Source organism: Mycobacterium helveticum, assembly GCF_007714205.1.
Classification (GTDB): domain Bacteria; phylum Actinomycetota; class Actinomycetes; order Mycobacteriales; family Mycobacteriaceae; genus Mycobacterium; species Mycobacterium helveticum.
This window is the reverse complement of record NZ_VMQU01000118.1, coordinates 1-16,611: the sequence shown is the minus strand read 5'-3', so window position 1 is coordinate 16,611 and position 16,611 is coordinate 1. Positions and strand designations below refer to the sequence as shown.

The following is a 16,611-nucleotide window of genomic DNA, read 5'->3' as shown; positions in this document are numbered from 1 at the left end:
GAGGAGCGGCGCAGATGATCGACGCTGGCGACGATGCAGAGCGCAGCGATGAGGAGGAGCGGCGCAGATGATCGACGAGGTTCTTTTCGATGCGGAAGAGAAGATGGAGAAAGCCGTAGCGGTGGCCCGTGACGACTTGTCGACGATCCGGACGGGTCGCGCCAACCCGGGCATGTTCTCCCGGATCGTGATCGACTACTACGGCTCCAGCACCCCGATCACCCAACTGGCCAGCATCAACGTCCCCGAGGCACGGCTGGTCGTGATCAAGCCCTACGAAGCCGGTCAGCTCGGCGCGATCGAGACCGCGATCCGCAACTCCGAGCTTGGCGTCAACCCCACCAACGACGGCACCCTCATCCGGGTCGCCGTGCCGCAGCTCACCGAGGAACGCAGGCGCGAACTGGTCAAACAGGCCAAGCACAAGGGCGAGGACGCCAAGGTTTCCGTGCGCAACATCCGTCGCAAGGCGATGGAGGAATTGCACCGCATCCGCAAGGACGGCGAGGCGGGCGAAGACGAGGTCGGGCGCGCGGAAAAGGACCTGGACAAGACGACCCAGCAGTACGTCACCCAGATCGATGAGCTGGTCAAGCACAAAGAAGGCGAGCTGCTGGAGGTCTAGCGGCCGCTCAGCAACCAAGCCCGTGGCAACCCCCGACGCCGGCAAAGGAAGCGCGCCCGAGGAGCCGGCGCCCGCACGCGAGGCCCCCGCACCCCGGAACACCGCGCGTCGGCCGGCCGGGAAGCCGCTGCGGGCGGGACGTGACCTGCCCGCCGCGATCGTCGTGGGCGCCGGCATCGGCGCGGTTCTCGTCGCGACGCTGCTTTTTGCTCCGCGTTACTGGGTGGTGCTCGTCGCCCTCGCGATCTTCGTCGCCAGCCACGAGGTGGTGCGCCGGCTGCGCGAAGCCGGATACGTCATCCCCGCCATCCCGTTGCTGGCCGGGGGCCAGCTCACCGTGTGGCTGACCTGGCCGTTCCATGCGGCCGGCGCGATGGCGGGATTCGGTGTCACGGTGGTGGTCTGCATGATGTGGCGGCTGTTCATGCAGGACAACAGCAAACGGCCCGAGCCGATGGCCGGTTCGCCCTCGGCGAACTACCTGCGGGACGCGTCCGCCACCGTGTTCCTGGCCGCGTGGGTCCCGCTGTTCGCGTCGTTCGCCGCGCTGCTCGTCTACCCGCCCGACGGCGCGGGCCGGGTCTTCTGCCTGATGATCACCGTGGTGGCCTCCGATGTGAGCGCCTACGCCGTGGGGGTGCTGTTCGGCAAGCACCTGATGGTTCCCGCGATCAGCCCGAAGAAGTCGTGGGAGGGTTTCGCGGGCTCGCTGGTCTTCGGGACCGCCGCGGCGACCCTGACCGCGACGTTCCTGGCCGGCAAGCCGCCGTGGATCGGTGTGCTGCTCGGCGTCGTCCTCGTGTCGACCTGCACCCTCGGCGATCTGGTGGAGTCCCAGGTCAAACGCGACCTCGGCATCAAGGACATGGGCCGGCTGCTGCCCGGCCACGGCGGCCTGATGGACCGGCTCGACGGCGTGCTCCCGTCGGCGGTCGCGGCCTGGACCGTGCTGACCTTGCTGCCGTAGTTTGCGGGCCCACGCCCGCCGTGACCGATACTGGACGGGTCATGGTCCGACAACTGGTTTTCGACGAGCCGCGCCCCGCCAGGCCGCCGCGGCACCTGGCCGACCTCGACGCGGCCGGCCGCGCGTCGGCGATCGCGGAACTGGGCTTGCCGGCGTACCGGGCCAAACAGCTGGCACAGCAGTACTACGGCCGGCTGATCGCCGACCCGCGCCAGATGACGGACCTTCCGGCGGCGGTGCGTGAGCGGGTCGCCGAGGCGATGTTCCCGACGCTGCTGACCGCGGCCGCCGACGTCGCGTGCGACGCCGGCCAGACCCGCAAGACCCTGTGGCGGGCCACCGACGGCACGACCGTCGAATCGGTGCTGATGCGTTACCCGCAGCGCAACACGGTGTGCATCTCCTCGCAGGCCGGTTGCGGCATGGCCTGCCCGTTCTGCGCGACCGGCCAGGGCGGGTTGCGGCGCAACCTGTCGACCGCCGAGATCCTCGAACAGGTGCGCGCGGGTGCCGCGGCGCTGCGCGACGACTTCGGCTCGGGGCAGCGGCTGTCGAACGTGGTTTTCATGGGCATGGGGGAGCCGCTGGCCAACTACGCCCGGGTCCTGGCCGCGGTGCAGCGCATCATCGCCCCGCCGCCGCACGGCTTCGGCATCTCCGCCCGGTCGGTGACGGTGTCCACGGTGGGTCTGGTGCCCGCGATCCGCACACTCGCCGACGAGCGGCTCGGGGTGACGCTGGCGTTGTCGCTGCACGCGCCCGACGACGAGTTGCGCGACACGCTGGTGCCCGTGAACACGCGGTGGAAGGTCGGCGAGGCTCTGGCCGCGGCCCGTTACTACGCCGAGACGACCGGTCGCCGGGTGTCGGTGGAATACGCGCTGATCCGCGGCGTCAACGACCAGGCGTGGCGGGCCGACCTGCTGGGCAAGCGGCTGCATCGCGCGCTCGGGCCCCTGGTACACGTGAACCTGATCCCGCTCAACCCGACCCCCGGCAGCGCGTGGGACGCCAGCCCCAAGCCGGTGGAGCGGGAGTTCGTCCGGCGGGTGCGGTCCCAGGGGGTGTCCTGCACCGTGCGGGACACCCGCGGCCGCGAGATCAGTGCCGCCTGCGGACAGCTGGCCGCCGCGGGCGGGCCGGCTACCTGAGCCAGCCGCGGCGGCGCCCCCACAGGTCGCGCACCACAACGAGCAGCGTCACCACGGCGAGTCCGACCAGCCAGATGTCCTCGACGTGGCCGACGTGGTTGCCGCGCAGCATCGCCAACAGGAATATGACGGAGAACACGCCGACGAAATGCCAGGTGCGGTGATTGATCCTGCTCCAGCCCCACGCCGCAGAGGGCACCTCGGCGGTGTCGACGCCGGCGGAGCGTTCCAGTTCGGTACTGGCCACGGCGAGTCCCTTTCGGATCGGATCGGCTTCTACCGAGGTGATTCTGGCATACCCGCCGCGCGGCCCCGCGAGTTCGGTCGCGCCGCGGGCACGCCGTGGCCCGTGTCGCCGCCGGGCGGCACAATGGGTGGGTGACCACCGCGACGACCGACGGGCATGCGCAGGGCCGCCTGCGGGTGCTGGTACTGGGCAGCACCGGCTCGATCGGTACCCAGGCACTCGACGTCATCGCGGCCAATCCGGACCGTTTCGAGGTGGTCGGGCTGGCCGCCGGGGGTGCGCATCCCGACACACTGCTGCGGCAGCGCGCCGAGACCGGGGTGACCAACATCGCCGTCGCCGACGAGCGGGCGGCCGAGCGCGTCGGTGACGTCCCGTTCCGCGGGCCCGAGGCCGTCACCAGGCTGGTGCGGGAAACCGAGGCCGACGTCGTCCTGAACGCGCTGGTCGGGGCGCTGGGGCTGCGTCCGACGCTGGCCGCGCTGGAGTCGGGGGCCCGGCTGGCGCTGGCCAACAAGGAGTCGCTGATCGCCGGCGGCCCGTTGGTGCTGCGGGCGGCGCGGCCGGGCCAGATCGTGCCCGTGGACTCCGAGCACTCCGCGCTGGCCCAGTGCCTGCGCGGCGGTTCCCCCGACGAGGTGGCCAAGCTGGTGCTGACCGCCTCCGGCGGGCCGTTCCGCGGCTGGAGCGCCGCCGACCTGGAGGGCGTCACCCCCGCACAGGCGCTCGCCCACCCGACCTGGTCGATGGGCCCGATGAACACGCTGAACTCGGCGTCGCTGGTCAACAAGGGGCTCGAGCTCATCGAGACCCACCTGCTGTTCGGCATCCCCTACGACCGCATCGAGGTGGTCGTGCACCCCCAGTCGATTGTTCACTCGATGGTCACCTTCGTCGACGGCTCGACGATCGCGCAGGCCAGCCCGCCGGACATGAAGCTGCCCATCTCGCTGGCGCTGGGCTGGCCGCACCGGGTGCCCGGGGCGGCCGCCTGGTGCGACTTCGGCACCGCCTCCACCTGGGAATTCGAGCCGCTGGACGGCGACGTGTTCCCCGCGGTCGACCTCGCCCGGCACGCCGGGGAGACCGGCGGCTGCATGACCGCGGTCTACAACGCGGCCAACGAAGAGGCGGCGGAGGCGTTCCTGGCCGGCCGGATCGGCTTCCCGGGCATCGTGAAGACGATCGCCGACGTGCTGCACGCCGCCGACCAATGGGCCGCATCACCCGCTAACGTGGATGAGGTACTGGACGCGCAGCGCTGGGCGCGTGAGCGCGCCCAGCGCGCCCTTGCCGCGGCGGCGGCGACCGCGACCGCAACGGGGGCCCCTGACAAGGTCTCGGGATTGGCTTGAGAAAGGTCCTGGCAGCGAAATGATGTTCGTGATCGGCATTGTGCTGTTCGCGCTGGCCATCCTCGTGTCGGTGGCCCTGCACGAGTGCGGCCACATGTGGGTGGCCCGCGCCACGGGCATGAAGGTGCGCCGCTACTTCGTCGGCTTCGGGCCCACGCTGTGGTCGACGCGGCGCGGGGAGACCGAGTACGGCGTCAAGGGCGTCCCGCTGGGCGGCTTCTGCGACATCGCCGGCATGACACCGGTCGAAGAGCTGGCACCCGATGAGGCCGACCGGGCGATGTACAAGCAGGCGACCTGGAAGCGGGTCGCGGTGCTGTTCGCGGGCCCCGGCATGAACTTCGTCATCTGCCTGGCGCTGATCTACGGCATCGCACTGGTCTGGGGGCTGCCGAACCTGCACCCGCCCGCCAACGCCGTGGTCGGCGAAACAGCTTGTGTCGCACCGGAAGTGGCACCGGGCAAGCTCGGGAGCTGCAGCGGTCCGGGGCCTGCCGCGCGCGCCGGGATCCGTCCCGGCGACGTCGTGGTCAAGGTCGGCGACACCCCGGTCTCCAGCTTCGAGGACATGGCCGTGGCGGTCCGCAAGCTGCACGGCACCGTTCCGGTCGTCGTGGAGCGCGACGGCTCCACCATCACCACCTACGTCGACATCGAGCCCACGCAGCGCTTCGTGTCCGGTGGCGCCAAGGAGCAGGGAAGCCACCCCGAGGCCTCGACGGTGGGCGCCATCGGCGTCGGCGCCGTCCGGGTCGCACCCATGCACTACGGAGTGTTCTCGGCGGTACCGGCCACCTTCGCGTTCACCGGCGACCTGACCGCACAGGTGGGCAAGGCGCTGGTCGCGATCCCGACCAAGGTCGGTGCCCTGATGCGGGCCATCGGCGGCGGCCAGCGTGACCCGCAGACGCCGATGAGCGTGGTCGGGGCCAGTATCATCGGCGGCGACACCGTCGACCACGGGTTGTGGGTGGCGTTCTGGTTCTTCCTGGCGCAGTTGAACCTCGTCCTCGGTGCGATCAACCTGGTGCCGTTGTTGCCCTTCGACGGCGGCCACATCGCCATCGCGGTGTTCGAGAAGGTCCGCAACCTCATTCGCTCCGCCCGCGGCATGGTGGCGGCCGCGCCGGTGAACTACCTCAAGCTGATGCCCGCGACCTACGTGGTCCTGGTCTTCGTCGTCGGGTACATGCTGCTGACCGTGACCGCCGATCTGGTCAACCCGATCAGGCTCTTCCAATGACCAAGCGAAGGAATCCACGAACGTGACCGTTGGCCTGGGCATGCCGGACGCACCGGCACCCACGCTCTCGCCCCGGCGCCCCACGCGCCAGTTGATGGTTAGTGACGTCGGGGTCGGCAGCGACTATCCGATCTCGGTGCAGTCGATGTGCACCACCAAGACCCACGACGTCAACGCGACGCTGCAGCAGATCGCCGAGTTGACCGCGGCGGGCTGCGACATCGTCCGGGTGGCGTGTCCCCGTCAGGAGGACGCCGACGCGCTGGCCACGATCGCCAGGAAGAGCAAGATCCCGGTGATCGCCGATATTCACTTCCAGCCCAAGTACATCTTCGCCGCCATCGATGCCGGCTGCGCCGCGGTGCGGGTCAACCCCGGCAACATCAAGGAGTTCGACGGCCGCGTGGGCGAGGTGGCCAGGGCCGCCGCGGCCGCCGGCATCCCGATCCGCATCGGTGTCAACGCGGGCTCGCTGGACAAGCGGTTCCTGGAGAAGTACGGCAAGGCCACCCCCGAGGCGCTGGTGGAGTCGGCGCTGTGGGAGGCCTCGCTGTTCGAGGAGCACGGGTTCTCCCAACTCAAGATCAGCGTCAAGCACAACGACCCCGTGGTGATGGTCGCCGCGTACGAGTTGCTGGCCGCCCGGTGCGACTACCCGCTGCACCTCGGGGTCACCGAGGCCGGTCCCGCCTTCCAGGGCACCGTCAAGTCCGCGGTCGCCTTCGGCGCGCTGCTGTCCAAGGGCATCGGAGACACCATCCGGGTGTCGCTGTCGGCCCCGCCCGTCGAAGAGGTCAAGGTCGGTATCCAGATCCTCGAGTCCCTGAACCTGCGGCCGCGCGGGCTCGAGATCGTTTCGTGCCCGTCGTGCGGCCGCGCCCAGGTCGACGTCTACACGCTGGCCAACGAGGTCGCCGCGGGCCTGGACGGTCTCGACGTGCCGCTGCGGGTCGCGGTGATGGGCTGTGTCGTCAACGGACCGGGCGAGGCCCGCGAGGCCGACCTGGGCGTCGCGTCGGGAAATGGCAAGGGCCAGATCTTTGTTCGGGGTGAGGTGATCAAGACCGTGCCGGAAGCCCAGATCGTCGAGACGCTGATCGAGGAGGCGATGCGGCTGGCCTCCGAAATGGGCGAAGAAATGGGGGAATCGGGTGACGGGCCGCAGACAACCGCGAGCGGTTCGCCGGTTGTGACCGTAAGCTGATAGGGGCCGGTGCGCTCGTACCGGCGCTCGGCACCCACCACAGGGAGTTCGCCCCCATGTCGGCTCCGCCCATCTTCCGCCTTGTCGGCGAGCGGCGGGTGTCCGTGGTGCGTGATGCCGCCGCGGTGTGGCGCGTTTTCGACGAAGACCCGGTCGGGTCGTGCATGGTCGCGGCGCGCGTCGCCGATCACGGCGTCGACCCCAACGCGATCGGCGGGGAGCTGTGGACCCGCCGCGGTCCGCAGGATTCGCTGTGCTTTGCCGGGGCCAACCTGATCCCGCTGCGTGGCGCGCCGGCCGACCTCAACGCGTTCGCCGACGAGGCGATGAGCGGGACGCGGCGCTGCTCGTCGTTGGTGGGCAGGGCCGGCCTGGTGCTGCCGATGTGGGAGCGTCTCGAGGCGGCGTGGGGCCCGGCACGCGACGTGCGCGAGCAGCAGCCGCTGATGGCGCTGTCCGCCCACCCGAACTGCGACATCGACGCCGGGGTGCGCCAGGTCCGGCCGGACGAGTTGGACGCCTACCTGGTGGCCGCCGTCGACATGTTCATCGGTGAGGTGGGGGTCGACCCGCGGCTCGGTGACGGGGGTCGTGGCTACCGGCGCCGGGTGGCCAGCCTGATTGCGGCCGGGCGGGCCTGGGCACGCTTCGAGGACGGTCGGGTCGTGTTCAAGGCCGAGGTGGGGTCGCAGTCCCCGGCGGTCGGCCAGATCCAGGGCGTCTGGGTGCACCCGGAGTGGCGCGGCCAGGGACTGGGCACGGGCGGCACCGCGACGGTGGCAGCGGTGATCGTCGGCGCCGGGCGGATCGCCAGCCTGTACGTCAACGACTTCAACACGGTGGCCCGCGCCGCGTACGCGCGTGTCGGCTTCACCGAGGTCGGCACCTTCGCGACGGTACTGCTGGACTAGCCCGTTCTTCCGGGCGTGCCGCACACTCGGCGCACGAAGTCGCGGCCCGGGCGGGACGCGCGCCGGACATAACGGTTGCGTCTCGGTGTGTCGGCGCGGGTCGCCACGTCACAGTTCTTAACATCAGCACCGATGGCAACTAGAACAACATTCGTCTCTTCGGTCACAAGCGTGGTTGTCGCCGCAACGATCGCGCTGTCCGGGTGCACCCCGCGGCCGGACGGACCCGGTCCGGCCGCCGAGAAGTTCCTCGCCGCCCTGGCCATCGGGGACACCGCGACCGCCGCCCAGCTCAGCGACAGCCCCAACGACGCCCGCGAGGCGCTGAACGCGGCCTGGTCCGGGCTGCAGGCCACCCACCTGGATGCGCAGGTCCTCAGCGCCAAATACGCCGAAGACACCGGCAAGGTGGACTACCGCTTCTCCTGGCACCTGCCCAAGAACCGCATCTGGGCGTATGACGGCGCGCTGAAGATGGCCCGCTACGAGAGGCGCTGGAGGGTGCGCTGGGCCAGCACCGGGCTGCATCCCAAGCTGGGTGAGCACCAGACGTTCGCGCTGCGGGCCGACCAGCCGCGGCGGGCGTCGGTCAACGAACTCGGCGGGACCGATGTGCTGGTGCCGGGCTACCTGTACCACTACACGCTGGACGCCACGCAGGCCGGCTCGGGATTGGCCCTGAGCTCGACGGCGCACGCCGTCGTGGACGTCCTGCACCCCTTCAACGACGCGCTCAACGACCCCCAGCTGCTCGCCGAGCAGGCCAGTTCGTCGACTCAGCCGGTGGACCTGGGCACCCTGCATCCGGACGACAACGACAAGGTCTTCCCGGCGATCGGACGGCTGCCCGGCATCGTGATCACACCGCAGCCCGAGATGCTGCCCACCGACCCGCATTTTGCGTCGACGGTCGTGGCCCAGGTGAAGAAGGCGGTCATCGACCAACTCGACGGCGAGCCGGGCTGGCGGGTGGTCAGCGTCAACCAGAACGGCGTCGAGGTCGAAGTGCTGCACGAGGTTCAGGGGTCGCCGGCGCCCTCGGTCTCGCTCACCCTGGACCGGGCGGTGCAAAATGCCGCCCAGCACGCCGTCGACACCCGCGGCGGCCAGGCGATGATGGTGGTGATCAAGCCGTCCACGGGGGAGATTCTGGCGATCGCGCAGAACGCCGGGGCCGACGCCGACGGCCCGCTCGCCACCACCGGGCTGTTCCCGCCCGGGTCGACGTTCAAGATGGTGACCGCCGGGGCCGCCGTCGAGCGCGACATGGCCACGCCCAACACGATGATGGGCTGCCCCGGGCACATCGACATCGGGCACCGCAGCATCCCCAATTACGGGGGCTTCGACCTGGGCGTGGTGCCGATGTCGCGCGCGTTCGCCAGTTCCTGCAACACCACGTTCGCCGAGTTGAGCAGCAAGATGCCGCCGCGCGGGCTGACGCAGGCGGCCGGCAGCTACGGCATCGGGCTGGACTACCAGGTCGAGGGCATCACCACGGTCACCGGCTCGGTGCCGCCGACGGTGGACCTGGCCGAGCGCACGGAGGACGGCTTCGGCCAGGGCAGGGTGCTGGCCAGCCCGTTCGGCATGGCCCTGGTGGCCGCCACGGTCGCGGCCGGCAGGACGCCGGTGCCGCAGCTGATCGCCGGGCGGCCGACGACGGTGCAGGGCGACGCCACACCGATCAGCCCCAAGATGGTCGAGGCGCTGCGGCCCATGATGCGGCTGGTGGTGACCAACGGGACCGCCAAGGAGATCTCCGGCTGCGGGGCGGTGTTCGGGAAGACCGGCGAGGCCGAGTTCCCGGGCGGATCGCACTCCTGGTTCGCCGGCTATCGCGGCGACCTGGCGTTCGCGGCCCTGATCGTCGGGGGTGGCAGCTCGGAATATGCGGTCCGGATGACCAAGGTGATGTTCGAGTCGCTGCCCCCGGATTTCCTGGCCTGAGGCCCGGGGGTGTCGCGGCCGGCGTGTCCACGACCGACGCCACCGATTCGCACTGGAGGCTGAGCCGCCCCCACGGCGGCGATTAAGCTGGCGGGATGCCTGCTCGCACCGCGCTGTCCCCCGGAGTGTTGTCCCCGACCCGGCCGGTGCCCGCCCGCATCCCGCGCCCGGAATACGTCGGCAAGCCGACCGCCCAGGAGGGCAGCGAACCCTGGGTGCAGACACCGGAGGTGATCGAGAAGATGCGCGTCGCCGGCCGGATCGCGGCCGGCGCGCTCGCCGAGGCGGGCAAGGCGGTCGCGCCGGGGGTCACCACCGACGAACTGGACCGCGTTGCCCACGAGTACATGGTCGACCACGGCGCCTACCCGTCCACGCTGGGTTACAAGGGATTCCCCAAGTCGTGCTGCACGTCGCTCAACGAGGTCATCTGCCACGGCATCCCCGACTCGACGGTGGTCGAGGACGGCGACATCGTCAACATCGACGTGACCGCCTACGTCGACGGGGTGCACGGCGACACCAATGCCACCTTCCTGGCCGGGGACGTCTCCGAGGAGCACCGGCTGCTCGTCGAGCGCACCCACGAGGCGACGATGCGGGCGATCAACGCCGTCAAACCGGGGCGCGCGCTGTCGGTTGTCGGCCGGGTCATCGAGTCGTATGCGAACCGGTTCGGCTACAACGTCGTTCGCGACTTCACCGGCCACGGCATCGGGACCACGTTCCACAACGGGCTGGTGGTGCTGCACTACGACCAGCCCTCGGTGACGACGACCATGCAGCCGGGCATGACGTTCACCATCGAACCGATGATCAACCTCGGCGCACTGGACTACGAGATCTGGGACGACGGCTGGACCGTGGTCACCAAGGACCGCAAGTGGACCGCGCAGTTCGAGCACACGCTGCTCGTCACCGACGCCGGCGTCGAGATCCTCACGCTGCCATGACCCCACCGGCGCTCGCCGCAGCGAGGTGAGCGGGGCGCTGCTGGTTGCCGGCACCAGCTCCGACGCGGGGAAGTCGGTGGTGGTGGCGGGCCTGTGCCGGCTGCTGGCACGCCGCGGGGTCCGCGTCGCGCCGTTCAAGGCGCAGAACATGTCCAACAACTCGGCGGTCACCGTCGAGGGCGGCGAGATCGGGCGGGCCCAGGCGATCCAGGCGCGGGCGGCGGGCCTGGAACCGAGCGTCCGGTTCAACCCCGTCCTGCTCAAACCGGGCGGCGACCGGACCTCGCAACTGGTGATCCGTGGCCGGGTCGCCGGGTCGGTGACGGCAACGGGCTATCTGCGGCACCGCGACCGGCTCGCCGGCGTCATCTCCGACGAATTGTCTTGTTTGCGTAGGGACTTCGACGCGGTGATCTGCGAGGGGGCGGGTTCGCCCGCCGAAATCAACCTGCGCGCAACAGATTTGGCCAACATGGGCCTGGCCAGGGCCGCGGACCTGCCGGTGCTGCTGGTCGGGGATATCGACCGCGGCGGTTTGCTCGCGCACCTGTTCGGCACGCTCGCCGTGCTCGAGCCCGACGACCAGGCGCTCGTCGCCGGCTTCGTCGTCAACAAGTTCCGCGGCGACCCCGCTCTGCTGGAACCGGGGCTGCGGCAGCTGCACGCCATGACCGGGCGCCCCACCTATGGCGTGCTGCCCTACGCCGAGGAACTCTGGCTCGACGCCGAGGACTCGCTGTCGGTGGTCGCTCACCGCGTCGTGGGCAGGCCCGCGCCTCCGTGCGGCGGCGAGTGGTTGCGGGTGGCCGCGATTCGGCTGCCCCGCATCTCCAACTCCACTGATCTCGAGGCGCTGGCCTGCGAGCCGGGCGTGCTGGTGCGCTGGGTGAGCGACCCCGGTGACCTGGCCGATGCCGACCTGGTCGTGCTGCCGGGCAGCAAGGCCACCGTCGCCGACCTCTCCTGGCTGCGGGACCGGGGCCTGGCCGGCGCCATCGTCGGGCACGCCCGCGCCGGCAAGCCGGTGCTGGGCATCTGCGGAGGATTCCAGATGCTGTGCCGGCGCATTGCGGACCCGGTGGAATCCGGGGCGGGGGAGGTCGCCGGACTGGGGTTGCTGGACGCCGACATCGTCTTTACCGCGGCCAAGGTCCTGCGGCGCTGGGCACCGCCGCTCAGCGGGTACGAGATCCACCACGGGCGGCTGTCCCGGTGCGCCGAAAACAGCTGGTTCGCGGTCGAGTCCGAACCGCAGGGCGTCGAGCGCGCCGCGGTCTTCGGCACGCATTGGCACGGCCTGCTGGACAACGACGAGTTCCGCCGCGCGTGGCTCACCCGTGTCGCCGACGCGGCCGGCCGCCGCGGATTCGTCGTCGGCGACGTCGATGTCGCCGCCCGGCGCGACGCCCAGCTGGATGCCGTCGCCGAGTTGCTGGCGTCGCATCTGGACCTCGACGCCGTTCTCGGCCTGCTCGAGGCGCCGCCGCCGCGGCGGCCGCACATCGCAACCGAGTTGCGGGTCTGACCGGGCGGTGGCGGCGGCGGAAAAGCCTCGCGTCCACCTGCCGATCGGCGGTAGCGTGCGTAAGTGCCCTCGATGATGACCACCCTGGACGGATTTCCCGTCCCCGTGGGCATCGCCGGTCCGGAGCAGGGCGTGGTCGTGGCCGTCGTGGGCGACGTGCACCGGCCGCCTCCGGCCTACGACGCGGTATGCGAGCGGCTGCACACCGCCTCGCTGCGCACGCTCGTCATCGGCTTCGATCCGCGGCTGACTCCCAAGTCGGTGATCGGCATCCTCGACGCGGTGGGCATCGGCTGGGCCGTGGTGGTCGGCGACCGCGCCGGGGGAGACCTCGCCTGGGAGTTGGCGGCAACCAGGCTGGGCCGGTTCGTCGGCCTGGTGGCGATCGACCGGGGGCATCCGCGGGTCGCCGACGCGCACGGCGTGGTGCGCGACAAGCACTGCCCGCCGGTGGAAATCGGGACCACCGTGCTGGTCAGCTCCCCGGCCGCCCGCGCGGCGGCCCGGGACAGCCAGCGGTTCGTCTACTCCGAGTACCGCGTCGTGGATCTCGTCCGACGCACGGTGCAGGAGTCGACCGCTCAGCTGGCCGCCGAGATCGTGCTGCGCACCAGCACCTGGTAGCGCCGGCCCTGTTCTGCGGCAAGTGATGTGCCGACGGTAGCCGCGCGGCGCGGCTCGTCGGGGGTGACCGAGGAGAAGACGCGTGGTTGACAACGCCGCCACGTCCGGCCCGATCGTCGGCCTGACCACCTACCTGGATCGGGCCCGCACCGGCGTCTGGGACGTGACCGCCGGCTTGCTGCCCGCCGACTATTTCCGGGGCGTCGCCATGGCCGGCGGCGTCGCGGTGCTGCTGCCGCCGCAGCCGGTGGACCCCGGCGTCGCCGACCGGGTGCTCGACCGCCTCGACGGCCTGGTGATCACCGGCGGCACCGACATCGATCCCGCGGCCTACGGCGAGCCGGCGCACCCGGACACCGACGAGCCGGTACCCGCGCGTGATGCCTGGGAGTTCGCCCTGCTGCGGGCCGCGTTGCGGCGCGGGCTGCCGGTGCTGGGCATCTGCCGCGGCGCGCAGGTGCTCAACGTGGCCTTTGGTGGGACGCTGCACCAACACCTGCCCGATGTCCTCGGCCACCACGGGCACCGGGCCGGCGCCGCGGTGTTCACGCCGTTGGCGGTGCGCACGGTGCCCGGCACGCGGCTGGCGGGGCTGCTCGGCGAATCAGCCGAGGTGCGCTGCTACCACCATCAGGCGGTCGCGAAAGTCGGTGCGGGACTGGCGGTCAGCGCGTGGGACGCCGACGGGGTGGTGGAGGCGCTGGAGGTGCCGGGCGAGCATTTCGTGCTGGCCGTGCAGTGGCATCCGGAGGAGTGCCTGCAGGACCTGAGGTTGTTCTCGGCGATCGTGGAGGCGGCTCGCGCATACGCCGGGCGCCGGTGAACCCCGCCGGGCTCAGCTCGGCCTGCGCCGCGACGGTTGCCCCGCGGGTTCGTGCCGGGCGGCCAGGCGGATCGGCTCGCCGGCCCGGCCCCGGTGCGGCGGCTGTGCGGGGCCACGGGTGGTCGCCACCGGCTCGGTCCAGGCATGCGGCACCGTCAAAGGCCCGACCGAGGTGCCGCATCCGACTCGCGCGGTGATCGCCGCGCCGGCCGCGCCGCCCGGTTCCGGTAGCAGCCGCCGCAACGCCGCCGCCTTGTTGAGGGAGTTGAGGTGCCTGATCGCGACGTCCACGGGCGCCGACAGCGAGCTCAGCTTGGACAGGGACGCCGTCACCGGCAGCAGGGACGCGTCGAGGCTGCCCAGCGGTGAGCGGGTCAGCCCGGCCAACCTCTCGGGGATCGCCGCCATCACCTGGCCACCGGCCGCGACGACCTCCGGAGCGGCTTTGACGCGCCAGGCGCGGGACGCCGTCGTCGGCGGCCCGCCGGGATGAGCCGGCGGCGGGTCGAAGGGCGTCAACGCCGCCGCTTGCGCCGACGCGGCGGCGTAGGTGTACATGGCGGCGGCGTCCCGGGCCCACATCTGCTCGTAGTCCGCCTCGGTGTCCGCGATGTCGGCGCTGGTGAGCCCCAGGAAGTTGGTGGCGGCCAACGACGCGCGCCGCGCGCGGTTGGCTTCTATCGTCCGGGGGGGCACCGCGGCCGCGAACGCCGCCTCGTAGGCGCTCGCGGCCGCCTCGGCTCCGTGGGCGGCCTGCCGGGCCTGCGCGGCCAGCTTCTCCAGCCATTCGCGGTGCTGGGCCAGGGCCCGGGTGGTCGTCGCCGCCCGGCCCCGGCAGCCCCGCCCGAGTTGCCCGGTCGCCGCGGCGTAGCCGGCCGCCGCCTCGCCCAGGGTGCCGGCCAGCGTGTCCCAGGCGGCGGCGGCGGTCATCAGCAGGTCCGAACCCGGGCCCGAATACAGGTGACCGGAGTTGAACTCCGGCGGTCGCATGCCGAAGTCCATCGCTATCTCACTCGGCGGGGGGATCGGGCGGTGTCAGGGGTGCGCGAGAACATGAATCTTCCTCTGAGACTGGAGTGCGCGCAGACGCGGCGGTGTTCGGCTGGTCGGAAGCTCCGCCGGCTCGAAGCGCGGCGAAGCGGCAACGGCTACCGTGCGCAGCCGGCCGCACACGCGTCGGCGGGCGCGGAGGTCCGACGCCGGCCCGTCAGCAGCGGGCGATGCAGAGTTCGGTGAGAATGTCGCGATCGTCGGGGGCGGCCGCGGGTGCGCGGGCGTCGATGTCGCCCGGCCGGCCCTGCGGCGCGACGGCCGGCAACGGGGAGCGCACCGCCTGGGCGGCGATGCGGGTTCCGGTCGGCGGCCGGTCGCGGGTCATCCAGGCGTTCTTTTTCTGGTGCGTCGGCGAGTGGTCGCTGGAGAAGCCGTGGGTGAGGACGGATCGCGAGTGCTCGTCACGGTGCAGGTCGGCGCCGTGCGTTCCGTGCGACAGGGTTGTTCCGTGCGACAGGGTTGCGGTCTGCGGGACGATCGCGGCGGTGACCGCCGTGCCCCGGGCCGCCCAGCCCGTCGTGACGGCGGCCAGCACACACAGTGCGGCCAGGGCAGCTACGGCCGGCCACCATCGCCGACCCGTACCGCCGCACCGAAGCTTCACAATGATTCCGACTGTAGTGGAGGGGGTGGCCGCGCCGACCTGTGAGAACGATCAAAATCAGGTGTGTGTTCCCTCAAAGCGGCATGCCGTGGCCGGGTCCGCGCCTCTACCCGACGGCCGGGACGCGCGGGACATCTGGGGGACAAAGCCGCGGCGGCGTCAGCCGCGGCGGACGATGAGGGGGACGGCCGTCTCGGCGGGTGTGGCCGCGCCGTGGAAACCGATGAGCCGAGCCGTCTGCGGGGGCTCGTGGGCGGTCGCCAGGACGGCCAGGTCGCCGGCGCAGACGACCACGACGTCACCGATCCGCGCCGCGTGGCGTGGATCGACCGGCCCGAACATGCCCGTGGCCACGGCCTCTGCGCGGCTGTGTAGGTGGGCGCGGTCACCCAGGATCTCGGCCCAGGCCGCCCGCACATCGGCGGCCGCGCCCGGCTCGGTGTGCAGGTACCGCACCCGCGGCTCGCCGGCGACCACCCGCACCCCCGCGGCCAGTCGGGGGTCGGCGTCGAGGTCGACGCGGGCATCCGGCGCGATGTTGAGTCCGCCGTGGTCGGCGGTCACCAGCAGCACCGCGTCGGCGGGCATTGCCTCCACCAGCCGGGTCAGCAGCGCGTCGACGCGGGTCGCCGCCTCGTGCCAGCCGGGCGAACCGATGCCGAACACGTGGGCCGCGGTGTCGAGGTCGGCGGTGTAGCCGTAGACGAGGCCGGGCGCCGACCGCAGCGTGGCGGCCACCGCCGCGGCGTAGTCGTCGTCCGGACGGGTCGGGACGAACCGCGCGCCGCGGTAGGCCGCGTCGGTCAGGCCGCCGTCCAGAAACGCCGCGGGCAGCACGGCGTGCGCGGCCACGCCGGCGCGCTCGAGACGGGCAAACCAGGTCGGCAAGGGCTGCCAGGCGGCCGGCGGCGGGTCATTGCGCCAGTGGATGTGGTTGACCACCCGGTCGGTGCCGGGGACGTTGAGGGTGAAGCCCAGGATGCCGTGTTCGCCGGGCCGCGCGCCGGTGCCCAGCGACACCAGGCTGGTCGGCGTGGTCGACGGAAACGTGCATGCCAGCCGGGTGAGCCGGCCGGCCGCACCGGCCAGCGCCGACGACAGCAGCGGTGCGCTGGCGGCCAGCTCCGGCAGCAGGTGCCAGCCCATCCCGTCGACCAGGACGACCAGCACACGCTCGGCCCGGTCGGCCCCGACGGCCTCCGCCAGCGCCAGTGTGTCGGTCCCGCCGGGCACACCGAGCAGCGCGGCCGCGGCGGGCAGCACGTCGCAGATGGAACCGGTCATGGCGGCCAGGCTAGACCTCAAATAAGCGTGTCGGCGCTGGGTGGGTCCCAGGATTGGCTCGGGAGTCGGATGAGCGCGGCGGCGGGACCAGT

At 71.6% G+C, this 16,611-nt stretch carries 16 protein-coding genes; 12 read left to right on the top strand and 4 right to left on the bottom strand.

Translation table 11 applies throughout. The features are described 5' to 3' along the window. The first annotated feature begins 67 nt into the window (after positions 1-67). Genes frr through rlmN form a run of 3 tightly spaced genes read left to right on the top strand, consistent with a single transcriptional unit; the run spans position 68 to position 2,743 of the window. The gene (frr, locus tag FPZ47_RS21745) at positions 68-625 is read left to right on the top strand and encodes a ribosome recycling factor (RefSeq protein WP_144955201.1); all 558 of its coding nucleotides are present in this window, start codon (positions 68-70) and stop codon (positions 623-625) included. A gap of 22 nt (positions 626-647) precedes the next feature. Continuing rightward, positions 648-1,592 carry a phosphatidate cytidylyltransferase gene (locus FPZ47_RS21740; RefSeq protein ID WP_144955204.1) on the top strand — a complete coding sequence of 315 codons (945 nt, stop codon included), beginning with the start codon at positions 648-650 and terminating at the stop codon, positions 1,590-1,592. A 41-nt stretch (positions 1,593-1,633) separates the two neighbouring features. Then, positions 1,634-2,743 (top strand): dual-specificity RNA methyltransferase RlmN, encoded by a 1,110-nt coding sequence (gene rlmN, locus FPZ47_RS21735; protein ID WP_144955207.1) that lies wholly within the window; start codon positions 1,634-1,636, stop codon positions 2,741-2,743. On the opposite strand, the gene FPZ47_RS21730 is transcribed toward rlmN, so the two are convergent. Beyond that, a complete protein-coding gene (locus tag FPZ47_RS21730) occupies positions 2,736-2,990 on the bottom strand; it encodes a DUF2631 domain-containing protein (RefSeq protein WP_144955210.1) in 255 nt (84 codons plus the stop codon). The genes rlmN and FPZ47_RS21730 overlap by 8 nt on opposite strands. Positions 2,991-3,121: 131 nt before the next feature. Between FPZ47_RS21730 and dxr the strand changes: the two genes are divergently transcribed. The 9 genes from dxr (at position 3,122) to FPZ47_RS21685 (ending at position 13,578) form a co-directional block, all read left to right on the top strand. Further along, a complete protein-coding gene (gene dxr, locus FPZ47_RS21725) occupies positions 3,122-4,345 on the top strand; it encodes a 1-deoxy-D-xylulose-5-phosphate reductoisomerase (RefSeq protein WP_210419959.1) in 1,224 nt (407 codons plus the stop codon). Positions 4,346-4,364: 19 nt separating this feature from the next. Further along, positions 4,365-5,588 carry a M50 family metallopeptidase gene (locus FPZ47_RS21720; RefSeq protein WP_144955216.1) on the top strand — a complete coding sequence of 408 codons (1,224 nt, stop codon included), beginning with the start codon at positions 4,365-4,367 and terminating at the stop codon, positions 5,586-5,588. Positions 5,589-5,610: 22 nt separating this feature from the next. Then, positions 5,611-6,792: a flavodoxin-dependent (E)-4-hydroxy-3-methylbut-2-enyl-diphosphate synthase gene (gene ispG / locus FPZ47_RS21715; protein WP_144955219.1), complete on the top strand. Its 1,182-nt coding sequence runs from the start codon at positions 5,611-5,613 to the stop codon at positions 6,790-6,792. 56 nt (positions 6,793-6,848) lie between these two features. Continuing rightward, positions 6,849-7,703 carry a GNAT family N-acetyltransferase gene (locus FPZ47_RS21710; RefSeq protein ID WP_144955222.1) on the top strand — a complete coding sequence of 285 codons (855 nt, stop codon included), beginning with the start codon at positions 6,849-6,851 and terminating at the stop codon, positions 7,701-7,703. Between the two features lie 132 nt (positions 7,704-7,835). Beyond that, a complete protein-coding gene (locus tag FPZ47_RS21705) occupies positions 7,836-9,653 on the top strand; it encodes a penicillin-binding transpeptidase domain-containing protein (RefSeq protein WP_144955224.1) in 1,818 nt (605 codons plus the stop codon). A gap of 95 nt (positions 9,654-9,748) precedes the next feature. Next, positions 9,749-10,606: a type I methionyl aminopeptidase gene (gene map / locus FPZ47_RS21700; protein WP_144955226.1), complete on the top strand. Its 858-nt coding sequence runs from the start codon at positions 9,749-9,751 to the stop codon at positions 10,604-10,606. 25 nt (positions 10,607-10,631) lie between these two features. Then, positions 10,632-12,131: a cobyric acid synthase gene (locus tag FPZ47_RS21695; protein ID WP_144955229.1), complete on the top strand. Its 1,500-nt coding sequence runs from the start codon at positions 10,632-10,634 to the stop codon at positions 12,129-12,131. A gap of 72 nt (positions 12,132-12,203) precedes the next feature. After that, the gene (locus FPZ47_RS21690) at positions 12,204-12,755 is read left to right on the top strand and encodes an alpha/beta hydrolase (protein WP_144955243.1); all 552 of its coding nucleotides are present in this window, start codon (positions 12,204-12,206) and stop codon (positions 12,753-12,755) included. 82 nt (positions 12,756-12,837) lie between these two features. Next, the gene (locus FPZ47_RS21685; protein WP_144955232.1) at positions 12,838-13,578 is read left to right on the top strand and encodes a gamma-glutamyl-gamma-aminobutyrate hydrolase family protein; all 741 of its coding nucleotides are present in this window, start codon (positions 12,838-12,840) and stop codon (positions 13,576-13,578) included. 12 nt (positions 13,579-13,590) lie between these two features. Here FPZ47_RS21685 and FPZ47_RS21680 read toward each other — a convergent pair whose 3' ends face one another. The 3 genes from FPZ47_RS21680 to FPZ47_RS21670 form a co-directional block, all read right to left on the bottom strand. Beyond that, a complete protein-coding gene (locus FPZ47_RS21680; RefSeq protein WP_144955234.1) occupies positions 13,591-14,580 on the bottom strand; it encodes a PPE family protein in 990 nt (329 codons plus the stop codon). 205 nt (positions 14,581-14,785) lie between these two features. Further along, positions 14,786-15,235, bottom strand: a complete 450-nt coding sequence (locus FPZ47_RS21675; RefSeq protein WP_144955237.1) for a hypothetical protein — start codon at positions 15,233-15,235, stop codon at positions 14,786-14,788. Positions 15,236-15,394: 159 nt separating this feature from the next. Next, complete coding sequence (locus FPZ47_RS21670; RefSeq protein WP_144955240.1) at positions 15,395-16,519, bottom strand: alkaline phosphatase family protein; 1,125 nt, start codon at positions 16,517-16,519, stop codon at positions 15,395-15,397. Positions 16,520-16,611: the final 92 nt, after the last annotated feature.